Consider the following 19,573-nt stretch of genomic DNA (forward strand, 5'->3'; position numbering starts at 1 on the left):
TCAGTGTTGCCTCGCGGCATTCATTTCACCGCGCCCATGGTCAGCCCGCGCACCAGGTGGCGCTGCACCAGGAGCGCGAAGAAGACGATCGGCAGCGCGCCGATGACGCCGGCCGCCGACATCGAGGCCCAGTCGGTGTCGATGCGCCCGATCAGCGTCGCGGTGCCGCGCGGCATGGTCATGGCGCGCGGCGTCGCCGTCAGCGCCAGCGCGAAGAGGAACTCGTTGAAGGTGACCAGCACGGCGAAGATGGCGGTGGCCGCGAGCCCCGGCGCCGCCAGCGGCAGCGTGATGCGGCGGAAGGCGCCGAAGCGCGAATCGCCGTCGACCATCGCGGCCTCCTCGAGATCGACGGGAATCTCGCGGAAGAAGCTCTCCATCATCCAGACGCAGAAGGTGACGTTGAAGGCGGTGTAGGTGGCGATCAGCCCGAGCCAGCTGTCGAGCAGGCCGAGGCTGAGCATCAGGAGGTAGACGGGTATCAGGATGACGACCGGCGGAATGATACGCAGCGTGAGCAGGAAAAGGCCGACCTTGCGCTCCGCCGCAAAAGGCAGGCGGAACCTGGCGATCGCATAGGCGCCCATCGCTCCGACGGCGAGCGCGATGGCGACAGAGAAGAAGGTCACCACCAGCGAGTTCGTCAGGTAGGAGCCGAACTGCTTTTCGGTGAACAGTCGCACGTAGTTGTCGAGCGTCGGCACATGCGGGTAGAGCGTGCCTTCCTGGGTGATCTCGCGGTTCGATTTGAGCGAGGTCGAGACCAGCCAGTAGATCGGCAACAGCACGACGGCCAGCACGAAGATGGTGGTGAGGATGCGCGCCAGGCGGGTGCTCATGACGCGTCGACCCTGCGCAGGAGCCTGATGGCGCTGAAGGCGAGCGCGAGCACGACAAGGCCGATCGTCACGAACAGCGCCGCCGCATATCCGGTCTGCTGGAACTTGAAAGCGGTGTCGTAGCCATAGATCGAGATCAGCCTTGTCGCTTCGCCCGGCCCGCCACGCGTCAGCACGAAGACCTGGTCGAAGGTGCCGAACGCATCGATGGTCCTGAGCACGATCGCCACCGCCAGCACCGGCCGCATCATCGGGAAGGTGAGGTCGGCAAAGACGCGCCAGGCGCCGGCGCCGTCGACGCGCGCCGCCTCGAACGGCTCGTGCGGCAGCGACTGCAGCCCGGCGAGCAGGATCAGGAACATCAGCGGCGTCCATTCCCAGACGTCGAGCACGACGAGGCCGATGAACGCGTTGAGCGGATTGCCGAGGATCTGCACCGCGCCGCCGCCCATCGCCTCCGACAGCGCCGTCAGCATGCCGGCATCGCTGGCGTAGATCAGGCGAAAGACGATGGCGACGACGACCGGCGTGACCACCATCGGGATGATCAGCACGGTCCTCAGCAGCCGGATGCCGCGGAATTCGTGCAGGCAAAACAGGGCCAGCGCGAAGCCCAGCACCGCCTCGAACGACACCGACAGCGCGACGAACTTCACCGTGACCCAGAGCGAATTCAGGAACTGCGCGTCGCTCCACAGATGCATATAGTTCTGCAGGCCGACATCGGCGATCGGCGAGCCGTAGCGATAGGCTTTTGCGCTAGCGCGCAGCCCATCCCAGAGCGGATAAACCAGCACGCCGAGCACGATCATCAGCCCCGGCGCCAGCATCAGATAGGGGAGGGCGAGGTCGAGCCCCGCCCCCTGCAGGCGATATTTGCGCGCCTGCGTGCCGCTTGGCATCAGTAGTAACCGGCCGTGGTCAGGTAGTCCTTGACCTGCTTGGCCGCCGTGTCGAGCGCAGCACCCCCGCCGGAGCCAGCCTGCAGCGCCTTGTTGAGCTCGATGCCGAGCAATTCCTCGACCTTGGCCCAGTCGGGCGTGCGCGGCCTGGGCAGCGCGCCGGCGTCGAGCTGCTGCAGCGCGACCGGGATCAGCCGGTTGCCGGGCTTGGCGATGCCGAAGGCGCTGCGCTTGACGGGAATAGAGCCCGCTTCCGAGAGCTTCGCCTGGGTCTCCGCGCTGACATACCATTTCAGGAACTCGATCGAGTTCGCCTTGTTGGGCGCCGATTTCGGCACGCCGGCGATGAAGATGCCCATCTGCGCGATTGCCTTCTCCTTTTTCGGCACGACGCCGAAATCGAGCTTGCCGGCCACCTTGGTCTGCGCCGGATCGTCGGCCTTCAGCGCATTGCCCGAATACTGGATGATGGCACCGGCATCGCCGCCGAGGATCGCCGCGCCCTCCTGGTCGGAATCGAACTCGACCACGCCGCTCGCCGTGTTCTGCTTCATCGTGCCGACGAAGAAATCGGCCGAAGCCTTGCCTTCGGCCGAATTGAAGATCGGGTTCCACTTGTCGTCGAAGAAGGACCCGCCGAACGACAGGAAGATCGGGTACCAGCTGGTGACGATCGGGTTGCCGGTGACGCCGCGGAAGACGACCGGATACTTGATCTTGCCGGCGGCCACGCCTTCCTTGCCCTTGGCGATCACCTCGTCCCAGGTCTTGGGCGCGCCGCCGGTGAAGACGTCGTTGCGGTAGGTGAGCGTCTGCAGGTCGCCGACGAACGGTACGCAGATCAGCGTCGGCTTGGCGTTCTCGAAACCCTTGACGCGCGGCCCCTGCTGCGGCGGCCAGTAGCCCATGTCGATCATCGAGCCGATCCAGTCCTTGTCGGAGGCGTCGATGCCGCCGGCGCCGAGGTCCTCGAGCACATTGGCGGCGCCGAACTGCGGCACCCACGGATCGTCGAGCAGATAGAGGTCATACTGGCCGGCGCCGCTTTGGGCATCGGCGAACCACTTCTCCAGCGTCACGCCGTACTCGTCCTCGAGGAACTCGATGTCGAAGCCCTTTTCCTTGGCCAGCGGGATGATCTTTTCCTTGAACGGCGTCAGGCCGCCATCGGCGAAGGCGCCGATGATCACCTTCTTGCCGGCTGCCTTGGCGGGCATCGGCAGGCCGAGCGTGGTCAGGGCCGTGCTGGCCAAGGCGAGGCCGAGCCCGCCCTTGATGACGGAGCGGCGAGTAAGTCTGCTGGAATGCATCATGTCACTCTCCCATTGTTGTTGACCCTGTGGACGGCGGTGAGGCCGGCCGAATTGAAGAAACAGGCGTTCGCCGGGTCGAAGGCGACGCCGATGCTTTCACCCACCACACCCCGGAAATCGCGGCCGGCCCGGACCGAGACATTGCCGCCGTCGAGGCGGACATTGACCAGCGTCTCGTTGCCCATCGGTTCGACGACATAGATTTCGCCGGGCAGCGCGCCCGGAGCGTCCGATGGAGCAACGCTGCAATCTTCGGGCCTGAGCCCGATCTCGACGATCTCGGCCAGCCGGCATGCGGTGAGCCGCGTCCGCTCGAGCACAACGATCTTGCCGCCCGCCATCACGCCTTGCTCGGAGAGCGCCACGGGCAGGATGTTCATTGGCGGATTGCCGACGAAGGTGGCGACGAAGCGGTTGGCCGGGCGGTCGTAGATGTCGATGGGCGGCGCCATCTGCTGCAGCTCGCCGCCATGCATGACGGCGACGAGGTCGGCCATGGTGAGCGCCTCGACCTGGTCGTGGGTGACATAGATGGTGGTGGCGCTGAGCCGCTGGCAAAGGCGCTTGATCTCGCCGCGCATGGTGAGCCTCAGCCGCGCGTCGAGATTGGAGAGCGGCTCGTCCATCAGGAAGGCCGCCGGGTCGCGCACAATGGCGCGCGCCAGCGCCACGCGCTGCCGCTGGCCGCCGGAGAGCTGGCGCGGCCGGCGGTCGAGCAGATGGCCGATTTCGAGGATGGCGGCGACCTCGCCGATCTTGGTCTTGCGCTCGGCGTCCGGCGTGCCGCGGATCCACAGCGGATAGCCGATGTTCTCGGCCACCGTCATCTGCGGATAGAGCGCATAGCTCTGGAACACCATGGCGATGTCGCGGTCGCGCGGCTGCAGCCGGGTGACGTCGCGCTCGCCGATGAACACCTTGCCGGATGTCGGCATGTCGAGCCCGGCCAGGATGCGCAGCGCCGTTGTCTTGCCACAGCCCGACGGACCGAGGAGGGCAAGGAATTTGTGGTCCGGCACGGCAAGGTCGAGCGATCGCAGCACGTTGAGCGCGCCGAAATTCTTGACCACGTTTTTGTACAGAACCGAACTCATCGCCCTCCCCGGCGCCCCCGCTCGTCTCACCCCTTCCGCTCGTGCACGTAGAAGCCCGCGCCCTCGGCCAGCCGCTTCAGATTGCGATACCCCATCGTCGCGTAGGTCAAGGGGTGCGCCTTCGCCGGGTCCTGCTCGGCCTCCACCACCAGCCAGCCGGAATAGCCCTGGCCGGCGAGGATTTTCAGCAGCGTCGGATAGTCGATCGCGCCGTCGCCGGGCACCGTGAAAATGCCTTCCATCACCGCGCCCATGAAGCTCATGTCGGTGTCGCGCGCCTTTTTCAGCACCGCCGGGCGCACGTCCTTGCAGTGCACATGCACGACACGGTTCACATGCCGGCGCAAAAGCTGATCCGGATCGCCGCCGGAGAAGGCGCAGTGCCCTGTGTCGTAGAGCAGCCCGACCGCCTCGCCAGTGCTGTGCATCAGCCTGTCGATCTCCTGGTCGGTCTCGACGATCGTGCCCATGTGATGGTGGAAGGCCATGCCGACGCCGAAATCGACAAAACGTTCGGCGAGCCTTGTGATCTTGGCGCCATAGGCCTTCCACTCGCCGTCCATCAGCTTCGGCCGCTGCGAGATCGGATCGTGGATGGCGCCATGCCGGCCGCGCGAGGTATCGGCATAGACGACATGCCTGGCGTCGAGGTCCCTGAGCAGCGTCAGATGCGGCCGGATCGCCTCGAACTCCTCATCCGCATCCTTCTCGCAGATGCGCCCGTCATACCAGCCGGAGACCAACGCCAGCCCGTAATGGTCGAGGATGGGCCGAAGCGTGCGGCTGTCGCGCGGGAACTTGCCGCCCAGCTCGGTTCCCGCGTAACCGGCTTCCGCGGTTTCGCTGAGGCACGTCTCGAGCGGCGTATCGCCGCCCAGTTCCGGCACGTCGTCATTGGTCCAGGTGATCGGATTGATGCCAAGTCGAACTGTCGTCATTGCGCGCTTTCCGCCCCGCAGCGGCCGGCTGCGGGGTTAATGGTCCCGGGAGGAGATGGCTGTGGTCGGCGGGATGCAAACCCCGCCCGTTTTCGCGCGGCCGGACGCCCTCCCGGTGTCTTGGCCAACCTGTCTTTACGTCGACGTCTTACCCCAACGTCACAGGGCGAAGTCTACCCCGCGCTGTCTCCCTCGCGAGGGCCAGTTGTCGGGAAAATGAAGGAACCAGTTTGTGTCGGGAGGCGGCTGTGGCAGGATGGGGGATGGATAGTCTCGAAATCGCGGATCGTCGGCGCGAGGCCCCCCTCTCTGCCCTGCCGGGCATCTCCCCCTCAGGGGGGGAGATCAGATGTCACGCCGGCTTTCGCCAATTGCCAACGTTGCAGAAAGGGGCGATGCGCCTGAACTGCCAATCTCCCCCCTTGAGGGGGAGATGTCCGGCAGGACAGAGAGGGGGGCGAAGGAACTCGAGGTCGGAAGCCAAGTTCCTCGCCCCCACGAAGTGGGGGAGAGGTGGCTCGGCGAAGCCGAGACGGAGAGGGGGAGCGCCGTATGCGATTGCTCTCCGCCGCTGGGTCAAGAGCGCACACCCGCACCTCCCATCCAACCCCAGGGCGCGGTGAAAATGCGCCCGCACCCCAAACCCCAAGCCTTCCCCCTCGACATGCTCGCCGTGAACCGCGCCAGCCCCGAGCACCTGTCGCGCCAGCTCTATCATGGCCTCGTCGCCATCATCCGCAGCCGCGCGCTGCCGCCGGGCTCCGAACTGCCCTCCACCCGCGCGCTGGCCGCCGAGCTCGGCCTTGGCCGCAACACCATCGTCGCTGCCTACGACCAGCTCGTCACCGAAGGCTATCTCGCCAACCGCCAGGGCGCCCGCCCGGTCATCGTCGACCTACCCGAAGGCCCTCGCGAGACATTCGCCGAAGCCCCGCCCGTGCCGCTGCGGTCACCCTCGCTGCGCGGCCAGCAGCTGCTCAGCCAGCCCTACCATCACGGCAGACCTGGGCATGTCGCCTTCCACCCCGGCATGCCGGATGCGCAGAGCTTTCCCTTCGGCGTCTGGGGCCGGCTGGTGGCGCGCCGCGCCAGCCATGGCGGCGAGACCCTGTTCGGCACCTATGACGTCACCGGCCACCCGGCGCTGAAGGAGGCGATCGCCGGTTATCTCTATTCCGCGCGCGGCGTGCGCTGCAGGCCGGAGCAGATCGTCGTCACCACCGGGGCGCAGGCCGCCTTCGATCTTCTGGCACGCCTGCTGCTCGACCCCGGCCACACGGTGTGGATGGAAGAGCCCGGCTATTACGGCGCCAAGGCCGCCTTCATCGTGGCCGGCGCAAGGATCCTGCCCATCCCGGTCGACCAGGAGCGCGGCTGGTATCTCGATCCGCCGGACCCGTTGCCCCGCCTCATCTATGTGACGCCGGCCTGCCAGCATCCGCTCGGCATCACCATGCGCATGGAGGAGCGGCTGCGCCTGCTCGACATCGCCGAGACCGCCAATGCCTGGGTGATCGAGGACGATTTCGACGGCGAATACCGTTTTCAGGGCCGCCCCGTGCCGGCGATCCAGAGCATGGACCGCTCCGGCCGCGTCATCTATGTCGGCACCTTCGCCAAGCTTCTGTTCCCGGCGCTGCGCATCGGCTTCATGGTGCTGCCGCCGGAACTGGCCGGCCGCATCGTCAACGCGCTCTCCACCACCGGCCAGTTCGCGCCGCTGCTGCTGCAGGCCGCGCTCGCCGATTTCATCACCGAAGGCCATATGAACCGGCACCTGAAGCGCATGCGCCGCATCTACGCCCAGCGCCGCCAGCTCTTCCGCGACATCGTCACCGAGCGCCTGCGCGACGAGATCACGCTCTCCCCCACTGAGGCCGGCATCCAGGTGGTGGGCTATCTCAAGGAAGGCATCGACGACATCAGGGTCAGCCAGGCGGCGGCGAAAAGGGCGATCAACGTCTCGCCGCTGTCGAAATATTTTCAAGATACGGCGCCGACCCAGGGGCTGGTGCTGGGCTACGCGGCATGTGATGCCGCGCAGACGCGGGACGGGGTGGAGAGGTTGGCGCAGGCGATAGCGGAGGTGCTGGGGTGAGGCTTCGGCTGTCCAGAAAACTATATTGAACCGCCTGACATTGGGCACGCTGGAGGAGATGAAACTGGGCGTTGCTATGTTACTTTGGCGCCTATCAATTCTAAACGCTCACCACTGAACGCACGTTCGGTCGGGCACAAATGTCACCGTCGTCGCCGGGCATTGTGCAGCGGCGGAACATTCGAAACGGAGGCTCAAATGCCAGTTGTCCAGGAAGAAGAACCTTCGGCCGCGGTTCACTCATATCCTGAGGAAATCAAGTCGGTTTTTGACCTGCGTTTGGGTAAGCATGTGACCTTGCAAGGCAGTGCCAGGATAACGCCCGCAGGCGTGATCAGCGCCGGAATCGCGGCGGCCGCTATGATGCTTGCGCTGGGTTATCTTGCTTCGTCGGGCAGGCGTCGCAGGCAATAAGGTGGGATGCCCGGCTTTTTTGGCGCACCCGACAAAATGAAACTGGGCACCGCTATGTCATTGCAGGTGCTATATGATTCGTAGTGAAGCGGCGTGTGCCAGAGCTTGCGCAATAGTGGTGAAAGCGAAAGTTGGTTTAGCTCTGCGGCACGATACCTAAGTGGAGCACCCACATTTCACGATAGCAGAAGTTGGGGTCGGCAATCAGGCGCTCCGGCTCATCGCCTATTGCCTTCCATTGAAGATGATCCGCTTCTGGCAAATCGCACGTCCGGGCGAGCCCGGATAGGAACTTGAGATCGTTCCGGATGTAGTCACGCTCCACTGGCCTGAGCGGCTGGCGGCGCTCTGCCAGCGTTGTGGTGGCGGAGACGTTTTAGAGCCCCGTCGCCCGAAACCAGGCCGCCAAGCGAGTTCCCCTCATGGCGCCGGAAAGCTGTACATCATCGGATAGCGAGTCGAGCAGACGCCAAGTCAGTTTGGGATCGAGCGGCTGAAACTGCCAAACCGAGATATCGACCTCCTTCACAGCAACAAGCCCACCCGGTTTCACGACGCGGCAGAACTCCTCCATTGCCTTGGTAAGTTGGTCGCCGCTTAGATATTGCGTAGCGTTTGCGCTCCAAAGCGCGTCGAACGTGCCCGTCTCATACGGCAGCGCGGTCATGTCACCGGTTCGCGCGCTTATTGGACAGGCAAACTGCCGGCTTGCGATCAAATCTTCGATTGCCTCAACATTTTCTGGCGCCAGATCGAGAGCCTCGACGCGCCCCTCGGCACCCAGCAAGTCCGCCATTAAAGGCAGGAAGACCCCATTCCCTGCGCCTGCGTCCAGCACTGACCAACCGGGTTGGATACCGGCGGCCCGCAGGGTGGCATCATACTCGTCCTTAAGTGCAAGGTAATGAACATCAAGATGTCCACTACCGCTGAGCTTGTGCCCAGCCGATGTGATTTGCTCGGAATTCGAGACGTTCCTCATTTGCCAATCGAGCCCTAGCTCCGGATAGCGACAGTTTCCCCGAATGCGGCATCAATGATGACACCTACCGCGAGGTACATCAATTTACCCTGGAAATAAGCGCCTAGAATTCCTTAGCTCTCAATCCCTCGAGAACGCGCCACCGACTCAAACCCAAAGCAATGATTCAACAAAAATTGGGCGCTCGTCCAACTGTGTATCAAACCCAACACCAAAATGACCAATCCCTGACCAGGACTGAAAAAGCCATCACATCATAAGCTAGGACAGGGATGGATTGGCGCACCCGACAAGATTCGAACTTGTGACCTCTGCCTTCGGAGGGCAGCGCTCTATCCAGCTGAGCTACGGGTGCTTCCCGGGCAACCGGAAAACGAACCGGCCGGTAAGCCGGCCAGCCACGGCTTCTTAGCGGAAGCCGATGCGGGCTTCAACGGGCAATTCGGCTGGCGGCGGCTTGATGGGGTCGATTGTGTAACCGAGAGGCTGTCGGAGATGGCGCTCCCCTCTCCGTCTCGGCTTTGCCGGGCCACCATTCCGGGGCGAGCCACGGGTCTCGCCCGTCCTTCGGACCCCCACTTCGTGGGGCGAGGAACTACCCCTCCACCCCCACCTTCGCCGTCTTGCGCCGCACCGCCCGTGTCGCGCGCTTCACCTTCTTGGCGCTGGTCAGCTCGTGCATGGCGTCCAGCTGCATCTGCTGCATTTCGGCCAGCCGCTGCCATTGGCGCGAGATCAGGTAGTCGAGCTTTTCGTGTAGGTGCCGCACTTCGAGCTCCGCCTTGAGGTTCACCCGGTAGTCGTTGAAGGAGCGCAGCCGGTCTTTGGCTTCCTGGCGCTTCTGGCTCATCATGATCACCGGCGCCTGGATGGCGGCGATGCAGGAGAGCAGGAGGTTGAGCAGGATGAACGGGTAGGGGTCGAAGGCCTTCGATTCGCCCTGCACGAGGTTGAGGCCGATCCAGATCAGCAGCACCGCCGCGAACGAGATCAGGAACCACCAGCTGCCGCCGAATTCGGCCATGCCGTCGGAAACGCGGTCGGCGAAGGAGCGGTGCTCCTCGAATTCCTCTTCGGAGTTTTCCGAAATCGTGTCCTGCCTGGCGATCGATTCCACCACCTGGCGGTCGAGCTCGGAGAATTCGCCATGCTCCTGCTGCAGCAGCTCCTCCATGTAGCGCATGCGGTAGCGGCCGAGCTCCGCACGGCTGATGCGGGCGCCGCGCGGCAGGTCGGGATGGTCGGAGCGGATGCGGTCGGCAAGGCTGGGCCTCAGATCGTCGATGCGCACAAGGTCGCGCTTGCGAAACTTCCGCCCCGATATCGCCGAGGGCTTTTTCTTCGGCTTGATCCTGGCGGCGCCGGGCACATGCGGTTCGGATTGCGGTTCCGAATCCGGCACTTCCGGTGCTTCGAGAACCTCGTCCAGCGCTTCCTGCGCATCCTCCGGCACGGTGGCCGCCTCGAAATATTCGCCGGCGGTGTCGTTCTCTGTGTCGGCTTGCTTTTGCGCGGATGCTTTCGGGTCGCCTGCCATGGCCAATGCTCCTGTCTTTGCGGCTACGATACGCCAAGCCGGCGCGGCATATCCATGCTGAGTGTGAATGTCATGTGACAGAACAAGTTCTTGTGAACGGGCGGGCGTTGTATTCTTCGCCGACCTTCGCCCTGCAATCGCATAGGTCGGCGCCGCCCCTCATCCGGCCGCTACGCGGCCACCTTCTCCCCGGTAGGGAGAAGAGGGAAGCGCCGCCGCTGACAATCTCCTCTCCCCACCGTGGAATGGTCAGCCGAGCGAAGCGGAGGCTGGGTGAGGGGGAGCGCCGTCGGCGATTTCCCGCCACCCCTGGAGCAATCATCTCCGCCGCCTGGTCTTGATCCAGATCAAGCTGGCCCCTGTGGCGGGCCTGATAGGCTGACTATATCGAAACCAGGTCTGATCGTTCAGGCTCCCGCCACCTGGCGCGCGCTTCGCGCCCGCGAAACGAGGGATCGTCATCATGTACAAGAAAATCCTGATCGCCACCGATGGCTCGGAGCTCGCCGGTAAGGGCGTCGCCCATGGCCTGGAACTCGCCAAGGGCCTCGGCGCCTCCGTCACCTTCCTCAATGTCTCCGAAGCCTTCCCGGCGCTCGCCTGGGGCGGCGCCATGGCCGGCTATGTCGCCGCCGACGAGCTGACCAACTACGAGGAAAACGCCCGCAAATACGGCCGCGAGGTGCTGGACAAGTGCAAGGCAGAGGCCGATGCGAAGGGCGTCGCCGCGAAGGGCCTGCATGTCGAGAACAAGGCGCCCGCCGAGGCGATCCTCGAAGTCGCCGCCAGTGAAGGCTCCGACCTCATCGTCATGGCCTCGCACGGCCGCCGCGGCATCGGTCGCCTGGTGCTGGGCAGCCAGACGGCGGAAGTGGTGTCGCTGACGAAGATCCCGGTGCTGGTGGTCAGGTAGAACTAGGGCCGACGCCTCCGCGCTTCGTCATTCTAGGGCGGAGCGACGCGAAGCGGCGCGCAGACCCTAGAATCCATGCCGTTACGCCGGCCGGGGAATGCAGCGGTCCAGAAAGAGGCTGTCTACGCTGATGCTCCGGTGCGAGGTCTCCACCGTGGCATAGCTCACTGGTCACGGAATGGATTCTAGGGTCTTCGCGCGTCGCTTCGCTCCTTGCTCCGCCCTAGAATGACGAAGCCGCCAGAGCTTTCGCCCGCCGCCCTACTGCGCCGGCGGCAGCAGCGGCGAATTGGACGAGGCCAGATCCGGCGACGGCAGATCGGACGCCGGCAGACCCGGCAGCGAAGAATCGGCCGGCAAACCGGTCGCCGTCATGTCGGGCGGCGGCGACGCCGGCTGCTGCCCGGAGTACATCAGCTTGGGTTGAGAGGCGTCGGCGATCGTCGGCCCGAGGCTGCGCTGGATCAGCTGCTCGACATGGTCGTTGCGCTGTCGGGCGCTGTCGGCGCCCATCACCACCACGATCAGATGCCGCCCGTCCGCATTGTAGGAGGTGACGATGTTGTAGCCGGAGGCACGGATGTAGCCGGTCTTGATGCCGTCGACGCCGTGCACGCGTCCCAGCATGTCGTTATGGCCGCGCACCAGCCGGCCGCGGAACATGAAGTCGCTCTCGGAAAAATAGTGGAAATGCTGCGGGAAGCGATGCTCGAGCGCCATGCCCAGCACCGCCATGTCGCGTGCTGTCGTCACCTGCGCGTCGTCCGGCAGGCCGCAGGCGTTGCGGAAACTGGTGCCGGTCATGCCGAGCGAGCGCGCCTTGGCGGTCATCATGGCGGCGAACTGGTCCTCCGAGCCGCCGCCCAGATATTCGCCCACCGCCACCGCCACGTCGTTCGCCGACTTCACCACCATGGCGCGGATGGCGGAATCGACGTCGATCGTCTCGCCGCGCCGGAAGCGGAGCTTGGTCGGCGGCTGCGAGGCGGCATGCGCGGAAACCGGGATCTGCGTCTCTTTGGTTACCCGGCCGCTCTCCATCGCCTCGAACAGCATGTAGAGCGTCATCATCTTTGTCAGCGACGCCGGATAGCGCTGCGCCCGCGAATTGACCTCGAACAAGGTCTTGCCGGTCGGGGCGTCGACCACGATCGCCGCGTATTTCTGCGGCTGCGCGGGAACGGTCAGCACGCTTTCCGGCGGCGCGACAGTCGTGCAGCCGGCGACCAGCGCGAGAAGTGCCAAAACGGCGATCAGTGTTTGCAGGAGAGGAATGGGACGGGACAAGATGGTTCTAAAGCTGTTGCTGAGATGCGGCGAAGCTAACGTAACCCATATGCCGCGTCCAACTGGTTAACGCCCATAACAACGCATTTGCCCAGGTTTCGTGGGGCGCGCTGCCGCCGAAGCTGCCAATCTCCCCCCTCGCCAATCGCCGGCGTTGCAGGACGCCCATTTCATCGCTTTTGCCATCCCCACCCCCTTGCCGCTATGATGCGCGCGGCTTGGATTCTGGGGGGAATGGCATGTCGGAAATCGCCGCGGGTACGACCTCGTTGCTCAGGGCATCGCTCAGCCGCACCGGCAAATGGGCGGCGAGCTTCGCCTTTGTCAGCGGCGCGGTCGGCGACGTGCTCAATCCGCTCGGACCCTTTGCCGCCTACATTGCGCTGGTCGCGGCCGTGGCGGCCATCATCATTGCCATCGCCATGGTGCTGCGCCTGGTGCTGGCGGCAAAAGCCATGCCGGCGCTGATCTTCGCCACCAGTGCGGCGGCCATCGCCGGCGGCGTCTACGGCATCCAGCAGGAAACCAGCTCGCAGAACGGCGTCATCGCCAACCTCGTGCCCGCGGTCGCCCAGTTGCAGCAATCGCTGGGCATCGTCTCGGAAAAGGTGGCGAAGATCGAAAAGACGGTCACCGAGACGCAGAAGACCGTCGAAGAGGTCAAGAAGTCGACCGACACGGTTGCCAAGACGGCGCAGGACATCGCTTCCGCGCAGCAACAACAGGCGGCGCAGGGCGCCGAGACGCAAAAGACCGTGGAAGCGGTGAAGCAGACCACCGATACGGTGGCGCAGAAGACCGAGCAGATCGCCTCCGCCCAGCAGCAGCAGGCGGCCCAGGGCGCCGAGACGCAGAAGACCGTCGAGGCGGTCAAGCAGACCACCGACACCTTGGCCGCCGGCCAGCAACAGCAGCAGGCGCAGGCTGAAAAGCTGCAGGCGACCACCGAGCAGATCGCTGCTTCGATCGACACCATCGCCAAGGGCTTCGCGCAGCTCTCCGCGCAGGGCGGCGCGATCGCCGATCCCAAGCGGCCGGACGAGTTCTACCACAATGCCCGCGTCTACGAGCTTGCCGGCGACATGCTCAACGCCCGCCGCTCCTATCTCGCCTTTGCCGGCTTCGATGTCGACGCCATCGATCCCTATACGCGCTTTGCCACGCTGCTCCGGGTCCAGGACGGCAAGGCCGGCGCCCGCGAAGTGTTTGGACAGCTTGCCGAAAAGGCCAAGGCGCCGTCGATCAAGCTCGTTCACCTCTTGCAGTTCGACGATGCCCAGCGCCTCGACAAGCTCAACGCTTTCCTGGCGGCCAATCCGGATTACGCGCCGGCTTACTTCCTCCTGGCGCAGGAATTTTCCGAGGACCGCCTCGGCAGCCAGACACTCGCCGACAAGCGCAGCGAGGCGCAGGCGCTGACCAAGTTCGTCTCCTATGAGAAGGATGGCGGCCTGCTCAAATATTTCGTCGACCAGACGCAACTGGCCGACTGGCTGGATCGCAGCCGCAGCCGGCTGACGGCACTTGGCGACGTGCTCGACCCGTCGCGCTTCGTGCCGACGCTGACGCCGATGCGATCCAACGCCGGCTGGTCGATGACGATCTCGCTGCCCGAGCCGGCGACGGCGATTTCCTGGCGTCTCGGCGATTCCGGTCCGTTCACCGACACCGGGGTGATGGCGATGAACGACCAGCGCACCGGCAAGCCGATGCCCAATCCGAGCTTCGAGCTGCCGGACAGCACCGCGGCCACCACCATCGCCATCAAATATCTCGACATCAGGGGCCGCGAGACCGGCCCGTTCGACATCCGCTTCGATCCGAATGGCGCGCTGCAGCAGGAGAACAAGCAGATTCTCGACCAGTTCTGGACCTCGTGGATCGCTTTCGATTCCGGCGGCAATCACGGCCTAGTCTACTTCACCCAGATGCTGTCCTACCGCTGCGCCATCAAGGCGGTGCATTACAGCCTGAACGGCACCGCGCTCGACAAGGAGATCAAGATGCCGCCCTGCGACACCAAGGACCCGTATGCCGTTCCGTCCGACTACCAGCCCTATTTCAAGGTGAAGGACGACGTGAGGTCGATGGCGGTGCAGGTGACCTACACGGACGGCACCAAGTCGCCGGTGCGGGAGTATAAAAGGCAGTAGCGGCCCACCCCCTTGTGGGGAGGGTCGATCCGCATCGCGGATCGGGGTGGGGGTCGAAAGGACTCTTTTTGTCAGACCCCCTCCCGTCGACCGGTCTCCGCTTCGCTCCGACCGCTCGCCGAACCTCCCCACAAGGGGGACGGTGAGGAACTGATGCAAAATGCCGACCGCACCGCTTGCACGGAAGGCACCCGACAGGCTTCTCTGTCGCGCTAAAAGATTCGCGGGATAGCACAATGGACACCGTCACCATCAACGCAAAGGGCATCTCGGTTTCGCTCGATCTTGCCGTCGGGCATATCGCCGCCATGCAGGTCGAAATCGACGGCCATATCCTGAAGCCGCTGCATCGCGCACCCTGGGTCGGCGCGCCGCGCGGGACATTGCCCGCCAACCTCCCCGAAGGCACCGTCCGCCTCTCCGGCGATTTCCTCTGCGCACCCTTCTCCACCAGCGATGTCGAGCCCGCGCCCCTGCATGGCTGGCCGGCCAACAGCGAATGGGACGTCGTCGAGAACGGCGCCATTGCCGGCGGATGGCGGGCCGTCTTCCGGCTGCGCCGCAAGGTGATGGGCGCGACCGTCGACAAGGTTTTTACCCTGCGTGACGGCCACCCCTTCCTCTACCAGGAGCACATCTTTTCCGGCGGCTCCGGCGCCATCTCCGTCGCCCATCATCCGATGACGGCGATGCAGGACGGCGGCCGGCTCGCCTTTTCGCCGAAACGCGTGGCGGTCACGCCCGCCACGCCGCTGGAGCCCGATCCGGCGCGCGGCCGCTTCATGCTGGCCTATCCGGCGCGCGCCACCGATCTCGCCCATTTTCCGCTTGCGGCCGGTGGCACCACGGATCTCACTGACTATCGTGCGGAGGACAAACGCGAGGATTTCATCACGCTGGTCGAGGCCGATCACGGCGGCCCGGGCTGGACGGCGATTGCGCGGCGTGCCGAACAGGATCTGGTGCTGGTGCTGAAGAACCCGGCCGAACTGCCGGTCACCATGCTGTGGTTCTCCAATGGCGGCCGCGATTACGCGCCGTGGAGCAGCCGCCATCTCGGCGTGCTCGGCATCGAGGATGGCCGCGCCGCAGTCGGCCACGCCGCGTCGCTCGGCGACAACTGGCTGAAGCATGAAGGCGTGGCGACGGCTTTCGCGCTGGCCGAAGGCCACTCGGTCTCGTTCCGCCATGTCATCGGCGCGGTTCCGTTCGCCGAGACCGAGGCGCTGGGCGACATCGAAGCCACGCCTGATCGCTTGCGCATCCGTGCTGTTGATAGTTCGCAAAAACACGTCCCGTATGATGCCGAGTTCCTGCGCATCGGGCGCTCGGTGCCGGCCTGAGCGCTCGCGGCCATTCCCGGTTTGAAATTTCCACTCGCACCCGCCAAGATACGGGCCGCAACCTTACCGGGGGAGAGGCGCCGATGTCCAAGATCGCCCATATCACAGCCGCCATCTTCAAGCGCGCCGGCAAGGCCAAGCGCTTTGTTGTCGCTATCGCCGGTCCGCCCGGCTCCGGCAAGTCGACCCTGTCCGCTGCGCTGCATGAGCTTTTGCCCGAGGGCAGTTCCGAGGTCGTGCCGATGGACGGCTTCCATTATGACGACATCATCCTCAACCGCCGCGGCTTGCGCCCTCGCAAGGGCGCGCCGGAAACCTTCGATTTCGCCGGCTTCGAGACGCTGTTGAAGCGCATCCGCTCCGGCGAGCCGGACATCGCCATCCCGGTCTTCGATCGCACCATAGAATTGTCGCGCGCGGCGGCTGAAATCGTTTCCGCCGACACCAAGTTCATTTTGGTCGAGGGCAATTATCTGCTCCTCGATGAGGAGCCGTGGTCACGGCTGGCGCCGTTGTTCGATTTCACCATTTTCGTCGACGTCCCGCGCAATGAGCTCGAGCGCCGGCTGATGGAGCGCTGGCGAGAGCATGGCAAGTCCGATGAGGACGCCCGCGCCTGGATCGCCTCCAACGACATGCCCAACATCGAACGGGTGCTGGCGCGGCGCCGGCCGGCCGATCTGGTCATTGGTCAATGACCATGGTCATTAGTTAATGACCCGGGTGATTGGTTAACCTGCTCAATTTTCAATATTTTCCGGCGGGAACTTTAAGGTTTTCACGCCGTTATGACTCTATCCCGAATTGTCCGGCGACGGAGCAATTCCAAGAGGGGGCGCAACGCTTTCCGTCCGGAATTGCGAAAGAAAACAAGCAGGAGCCGTCAGATGGCAACCAACAGCAGAAAACCCGTGGCCAAGAAAACCAGGGCCACCCAATCCAGAGCGACGCAGGCCAAGGCCGGAGCCGGCCCAGCGACCGCCGAGCGGTCGAAAGACGCCAAGCCGGCCTTTGGCAAGGCGGCGCCGAAGAAAGTGACGCCTGGCGCGGCTCACAAGGCAGCGGTCCACAAGGTCGCGGCCAAGAGCGCGAAGCATCCGAAGCCCGCGGCCAAGACGTCTGGTCCGATCCGCGCCGTGGCCAGCGTCGCGACAGGGGCGGTCGTCGCTACTGCGCGGCTTGCGGCCTCCGTGTTCAACCGTGGTGGCGCCAAGGCCAAGGCGAAATAGGCCCTTAAGGTTTACGCGATGCCGCACGGCAGGCTGCGGCGAAGTCGCTGCGCCCGACCATTACGCCTTTCCTGAAATAGCTTTTAGCCCCTTGCCGGAATGGTGAGGCCGCGCTTCACCGCCGGCCGTTCCAGGCCACGCTCCAGCCATGCGGCGACGGTCGGGAAATCATCGAAGCCGACCAGTTCGCGCGCCTCGTAGAAGCCGATCAAATTGCGCACCCACCCCACCATCGACACGTCGGCGATGGTGTAGTCGTCGTCCATGATCCACTTGCGGCCCTTCAGCCGCGTTTCCAGCACGCCGATCAGCCGCCGCGACTCGTCGCGATAGCGCTCCAGCGGACGCTTGTCGGCGATTTCGCGTCCGGCGAATTTGTGGAAGAAGCCGACCTGTCCGAAGATCGGGCCGATCGCCGCCATCTGGAAGAACACCCACTGGATCGTCTCGTAGCGCCGTGCCGGATCGGCGGGGATGAGTTTGCCGGTCTTGTCGGCCAGATAGAGCAGGATGGCGCCCGATTCGAACAGGCCGATCGGCTTGCCGCCAGGACCGTCCGGGTCGATGATCGCCGGTATCTTGCCGTTCGGGTTGAGCGACAGGAATTCCGGCGTCCAGCTCTCATTTTTGCCGATATCGACATAGTGCGGCTCGTAAGCCAGGCCGATTTCCTCCAGCGCGATCGAAACCTTCACGCCATTGGGCGTCGTGGCGGAGTAAAGCTGCAGGCGCTCGGGGTGCTTGGCCGGCCAGCGCTTGGCGATCGGAAAGGCGGACAGGTCGGTCATCGGAAACTCCGGACAGGGATCGGCGCCGGCGGCGCTGATGGCGGGTGAGGAAGAATTAGGTCCGTGGCCGGTTGGGATCAATACAGCAGCCACAGGCGGCCGATGCACAAACAGTCAACCGGGGCTGTGATCAGACCGCCTTGAAGGCCAGCACCGCATTGGTGCCGCCGAAGGCAAAGCTGTTGCTGAGCGCCGCGCGCACCTTGCGCTCGCGCGCCGTGTTCGGCGTCACGTCAAGATCGCATTCCGGATCCGGCTCGCGATAATTGGCGGTTGGCGGCACAATGCCGTCGCGGATCGCCATCACGCAGGCGACCATTTCCAGCCCGCCGGAAGCGCCGAGGCAATGCGCATGCATCGACTTGGTCGAGGACACCGAAAGCGAACGGGCATGCTCGCCGAAGACGCGCTTGATCGCCGCGGTCTCGATCTGGTCGTTGGCCTTGGTGCCGGTGCCGTGCGCGTTGAGGTAGTCGACATCTTCCGGATTGAGCCCGGCATCGGCCAGGCAGAAGCGCATCGCCGCTTCCGGCCCTTCGACAGTCGGCGCGACGATGTCGGAGGCATCGGCCGAGAGCCCGACGCCGGCGATCTCGGCCAGGATGGTGGCGCCGCGCGCCACGGCGTGATCATAGCTTTCCAGCACCGCCATGCCGGCGCCTTCGCCGAGCGAAAGGCCCTGGCGGTCGGCCGAGAAGGGCCGGCAGGTATCGGGCGAAAGCACCCTGAGCGCTTCCCAGCCCTTGAGCACGCCCCACACCAGCGGCGCCTCGGTGCCGCCCGCGACCATCACGTCGGCCCGGCCGAGCCGGATCTGGTCGACCGCCGAGGAAATCGCGTGGTTGGCCGACGAGCAGGCCGAGGTGACGCCGAAGACCGGTCCGCGCAGGCCGAGATTCATGCTCACCTGGCCGGCTGCCGCGCCCGGCATCACCTTCGGTACGGTGAAGATGGCGGCGCGGTTGCGCCCTTCGACCAGGATTGCGCGATAATTTTCCTCGATGGTCTCGAAACCGGCGACGCCGACGCCGACGATCGCGCCCATCCGGTAGGTGTTGTCGGCATGAGCCGTCAATCCGGACTGCCGCATGGCTTCGCGGGCCGCGATCACCGCCAGCAGGCTGAAGCGGTCCATCGACACCAGCTGCTTGCGGTCGATGCCGTGGTCCGGCCATGCCTTGACCTCTGAGCCGACCTTGACCTTCAGATCATGCAGCGACGAATTTTCCATCGTGCCGATGGCCGAGCGGCCGGCGCGCATGGAGTCCCACATCGCCGGCACATCGTTGCCGAGCCCGCAAATTCCGCCAATGCCGGTGATGACGACGCGTTTTTGCATGCAGTCAGGCTTTTTTCGCGATCAGTTCGCGAACCGCCTCGACCATGTCGCCGACGTTCTTGAGATTGCTCCAGGCGTCGACCGTGTTCATCTCGATCTCGATGCCGTATTTTTCCTCGAGATCGAAGATGATCTCCGTCAACTCCAGCGAATGGATGCCAAGCGTGCCGAGATCGGTGCTGGTGGTGATCTCCTCGCCGCCTGTATCGGCATGCGCTTTGATCTTTTCGATGATCTCGGTCGTCAGCTGGTCAGCCATTCGGTTTCTTCCCTGTCGTTTCCCGACGCCAACTGATCAGCGCCCCTTTTTTGATCCCCGGGTCCAACAAACGCCGTGCCCTTACCTCGCCAGACACCGCGCGACCGCTCCAGGGTGGCTTCCCTCTATAGAAACCGAAACGATG

The 19,573-nt window shown here is 64.6% G+C and carries 18 protein-coding genes and 1 tRNA gene; 7 read left to right on the forward strand and 12 right to left on the reverse strand.

All coding sequences use genetic code 11. The features are described 5' to 3' along the window. Nucleotides 1–20: 20 nt before the first annotated feature. From EN869_RS11200 to iolE, 5 genes are read right to left on the reverse strand one after another with little or no spacing between them, the layout of a single operon-like run. The gene (locus EN869_RS11200) at nucleotides 21–839 is read right to left on the reverse strand and encodes a carbohydrate ABC transporter permease (RefSeq protein WP_127226710.1); all 819 of its coding nucleotides are present in this window, start codon (nucleotides 837–839) and stop codon (nucleotides 21–23) included. Then, entirely contained in the window at nucleotides 836–1,741 is a 906-nt protein-coding gene (locus EN869_RS11205) for a sugar ABC transporter permease (protein WP_167498599.1), read from the reverse strand. Before EN869_RS11205 ends, EN869_RS11200 begins: the two co-directional genes overlap by 4 nt. Further along, nucleotides 1,741–3,054 carry an extracellular solute-binding protein gene (locus EN869_RS11210; protein WP_127226708.1) on the reverse strand — a complete coding sequence of 438 codons (1,314 nt, stop codon included), beginning with the start codon at nucleotides 3,052–3,054 and terminating at the stop codon, nucleotides 1,741–1,743. The genes EN869_RS11205 and EN869_RS11210 overlap by 1 nt, the downstream gene beginning before the upstream one ends. Further along, on the reverse strand, nucleotides 3,051–4,148 hold the full coding sequence (locus EN869_RS11215; protein WP_127226707.1) for an ABC transporter ATP-binding protein: 1,098 nt from the start codon (nucleotides 4,146–4,148) through the stop codon (nucleotides 3,051–3,053). The genes EN869_RS11210 and EN869_RS11215 overlap by 4 nt, the downstream gene beginning before the upstream one ends. A 26-nt stretch (nucleotides 4,149–4,174) precedes the next feature. Then, on the reverse strand, nucleotides 4,175–5,086 hold the full coding sequence (gene iolE / locus EN869_RS11220; protein ID WP_127226706.1) for a myo-inosose-2 dehydratase: 912 nt from the start codon (nucleotides 5,084–5,086) through the stop codon (nucleotides 4,175–4,177). A 625-nt stretch (nucleotides 5,087–5,711) separates the two neighbouring features. Here iolE and EN869_RS11230 point away from each other — a divergent pair. Next, nucleotides 5,712–7,184, forward strand: a complete 1,473-nt coding sequence (locus tag EN869_RS11230; RefSeq protein WP_127226899.1) for a PLP-dependent aminotransferase family protein — start codon at nucleotides 5,712–5,714, stop codon at nucleotides 7,182–7,184. Nucleotides 7,185–7,382: 198 nt separating this feature from the next. After that, nucleotides 7,383–7,598 carry a hypothetical protein gene (locus EN869_RS11235; protein ID WP_127226705.1) on the forward strand — a complete coding sequence of 72 codons (216 nt, stop codon included), beginning with the start codon at nucleotides 7,383–7,385 and terminating at the stop codon, nucleotides 7,596–7,598. A gap of 376 nt (nucleotides 7,599–7,974) precedes the next feature. Here EN869_RS11235 and EN869_RS11240 read toward each other — a convergent pair whose 3' ends face one another. From EN869_RS11240 to EN869_RS11250, 3 genes are all read right to left on the reverse strand, one after another. After that, nucleotides 7,975–8,580: a class I SAM-dependent methyltransferase gene (locus tag EN869_RS11240; RefSeq protein WP_245489478.1), complete on the reverse strand. Its 606-nt coding sequence runs from the start codon at nucleotides 8,578–8,580 to the stop codon at nucleotides 7,975–7,977. A 278-nt stretch (nucleotides 8,581–8,858) separates the two neighbouring features. Beyond that, nucleotides 8,859–8,935: transfer RNA gene (locus EN869_RS11245), tRNA-Arg, on the reverse strand. A gap of 240 nt (nucleotides 8,936–9,175) precedes the next feature. Next, entirely contained in the window at nucleotides 9,176–10,117 is a 942-nt protein-coding gene (locus EN869_RS11250; protein ID WP_127226704.1) for a DUF1003 domain-containing protein, read from the reverse strand. Between the two features lie 463 nt (nucleotides 10,118–10,580). Between EN869_RS11250 and EN869_RS11255 the strand changes: the two genes are divergently transcribed. Next, nucleotides 10,581–11,030 carry a universal stress protein gene (locus EN869_RS11255; RefSeq protein WP_127226703.1) on the forward strand — a complete coding sequence of 150 codons (450 nt, stop codon included), beginning with the start codon at nucleotides 10,581–10,583 and terminating at the stop codon, nucleotides 11,028–11,030. Between the two features lie 261 nt (nucleotides 11,031–11,291). Here the strand turns inward: EN869_RS11255 and EN869_RS11260 are convergent, their stop codons facing one another. Beyond that, nucleotides 11,292–12,317 carry a D-alanyl-D-alanine carboxypeptidase family protein gene (locus EN869_RS11260; RefSeq protein WP_127226702.1) on the reverse strand — a complete coding sequence of 342 codons (1,026 nt, stop codon included), beginning with the start codon at nucleotides 12,315–12,317 and terminating at the stop codon, nucleotides 11,292–11,294. Nucleotides 12,318–12,556: 239 nt separating this feature from the next. On the opposite strand from EN869_RS11260, the gene EN869_RS11265 reads away from it, so the two are divergent. The 4 genes from EN869_RS11265 to EN869_RS11280 all read left to right on the forward strand — a co-directional run bounded on the left by EN869_RS11265 (nucleotide 12,557) and on the right by EN869_RS11280 (nucleotide 17,042). Then, entirely contained in the window at nucleotides 12,557–14,470 is a 1,914-nt protein-coding gene (locus tag EN869_RS11265) for a methyl-accepting chemotaxis protein (RefSeq protein ID WP_127226701.1), read from the forward strand. Between the two features lie 236 nt (nucleotides 14,471–14,706). Further along, nucleotides 14,707–15,813: a hypothetical protein gene (locus tag EN869_RS11270; protein ID WP_127226700.1), complete on the forward strand. Its 1,107-nt coding sequence runs from the start codon at nucleotides 14,707–14,709 to the stop codon at nucleotides 15,811–15,813. Between the two features lie 83 nt (nucleotides 15,814–15,896). Next, nucleotides 15,897–16,511, forward strand: coding sequence for a nucleoside triphosphate hydrolase (locus tag EN869_RS11275; RefSeq protein WP_127226699.1), 615 nt, complete (start codon nucleotides 15,897–15,899; stop codon nucleotides 16,509–16,511). 189 nt (nucleotides 16,512–16,700) lie between these two features. Continuing rightward, nucleotides 16,701–17,042 carry a hypothetical protein gene (locus EN869_RS11280; protein ID WP_127226698.1) on the forward strand — a complete coding sequence of 114 codons (342 nt, stop codon included), beginning with the start codon at nucleotides 16,701–16,703 and terminating at the stop codon, nucleotides 17,040–17,042. 83 nt (nucleotides 17,043–17,125) lie between these two features. Here EN869_RS11280 and EN869_RS11285 read toward each other — a convergent pair whose 3' ends face one another. The 3 genes from EN869_RS11285 to EN869_RS11295 form a co-directional block, all read right to left on the reverse strand. After that, the gene (locus tag EN869_RS11285) at nucleotides 17,126–17,830 is read right to left on the reverse strand and encodes a glutathione S-transferase N-terminal domain-containing protein (protein ID WP_127226697.1); all 705 of its coding nucleotides are present in this window, start codon (nucleotides 17,828–17,830) and stop codon (nucleotides 17,126–17,128) included. A gap of 130 nt (nucleotides 17,831–17,960) precedes the next feature. After that, nucleotides 17,961–19,169 (reverse strand): beta-ketoacyl-[acyl-carrier-protein] synthase family protein, encoded by a 1,209-nt coding sequence (locus tag EN869_RS11290; RefSeq protein WP_127226696.1) that lies wholly within the window; start codon nucleotides 19,167–19,169, stop codon nucleotides 17,961–17,963. Nucleotides 19,170–19,173: 4 nt separating this feature from the next. Continuing rightward, nucleotides 19,174–19,428 (reverse strand): acyl carrier protein, encoded by a 255-nt coding sequence (locus tag EN869_RS11295; protein ID WP_126063251.1) that lies wholly within the window; start codon nucleotides 19,426–19,428, stop codon nucleotides 19,174–19,176. Between the last annotated feature and the right edge of the window lie 145 nt (nucleotides 19,429–19,573).

Source organism: Mesorhizobium sp. M2D.F.Ca.ET.226.01.1.1, assembly GCF_004022705.2.
Lineage (GTDB): Bacteria > Pseudomonadota > Alphaproteobacteria > Rhizobiales > Rhizobiaceae > Mesorhizobium.

Excerpts from the sequence above, each read along its gene's own strand:
- EN869_RS11200 (WP_127226710.1), bottom strand. The coding sequence starts at position 839 with ATGAGCACCCGCCTGGCGCGCATCCTCACCACCATCTTCGTGCTGGCC.
- EN869_RS11205 (WP_167498599.1), bottom strand. The coding sequence starts at position 1,741 with ATGCCAAGCGGCACGCAGGCGCGCAAATATCGCCTGCAGGGGGCGGGG.
- EN869_RS11210 (WP_127226708.1), bottom strand. The coding sequence starts at position 3,054 with ATGATGCATTCCAGCAGACTTACTCGCCGCTCCGTCATCAAGGGCGGG.
- EN869_RS11215 (WP_127226707.1), bottom strand. The coding sequence starts at position 4,148 with ATGAGTTCGGTTCTGTACAAAAACGTGGTCAAGAATTTCGGCGCGCTC.
- iolE (WP_127226706.1), bottom strand. The coding sequence starts at position 5,086 with ATGACGACAGTTCGACTTGGCATCAATCCGATCACCTGGACCAATGAC.
- EN869_RS11230 (WP_127226899.1), top strand. The coding sequence starts at position 5,712 with ATGCGCCCGCACCCCAAACCCCAAGCCTTCCCCCTCGACATGCTCGCC.
- EN869_RS11235 (WP_127226705.1), top strand. The coding sequence starts at position 7,383 with ATGCCAGTTGTCCAGGAAGAAGAACCTTCGGCCGCGGTTCACTCATAT.
- EN869_RS11240 (WP_245489478.1), bottom strand. The coding sequence starts at position 8,580 with ATGAGGAACGTCTCGAATTCCGAGCAAATCACATCGGCTGGGCACAAG.
- EN869_RS11250 (WP_127226704.1), bottom strand. The coding sequence starts at position 10,117 with ATGGCAGGCGACCCGAAAGCATCCGCGCAAAAGCAAGCCGACACAGAG.
- EN869_RS11255 (WP_127226703.1), top strand. The coding sequence starts at position 10,581 with ATGTACAAGAAAATCCTGATCGCCACCGATGGCTCGGAGCTCGCCGGT.
- EN869_RS11265 (WP_127226701.1), top strand. The coding sequence starts at position 12,557 with ATGTCGGAAATCGCCGCGGGTACGACCTCGTTGCTCAGGGCATCGCTC.
- EN869_RS11270 (WP_127226700.1), top strand. The coding sequence starts at position 14,707 with ATGGACACCGTCACCATCAACGCAAAGGGCATCTCGGTTTCGCTCGAT.
- EN869_RS11275 (WP_127226699.1), top strand. The coding sequence starts at position 15,897 with ATGTCCAAGATCGCCCATATCACAGCCGCCATCTTCAAGCGCGCCGGC.
- EN869_RS11280 (WP_127226698.1), top strand. The coding sequence starts at position 16,701 with ATGGCAACCAACAGCAGAAAACCCGTGGCCAAGAAAACCAGGGCCACC.
- EN869_RS11285 (WP_127226697.1), bottom strand. The coding sequence starts at position 17,830 with ATGACCGACCTGTCCGCCTTTCCGATCGCCAAGCGCTGGCCGGCCAAG.
- EN869_RS11290 (WP_127226696.1), bottom strand. The coding sequence starts at position 19,169 with ATGCAAAAACGCGTCGTCATCACCGGCATTGGCGGAATTTGCGGGCTC.
- EN869_RS11295 (WP_126063251.1), bottom strand. The coding sequence starts at position 19,428 with ATGGCTGACCAGCTGACGACCGAGATCATCGAAAAGATCAAAGCGCAT.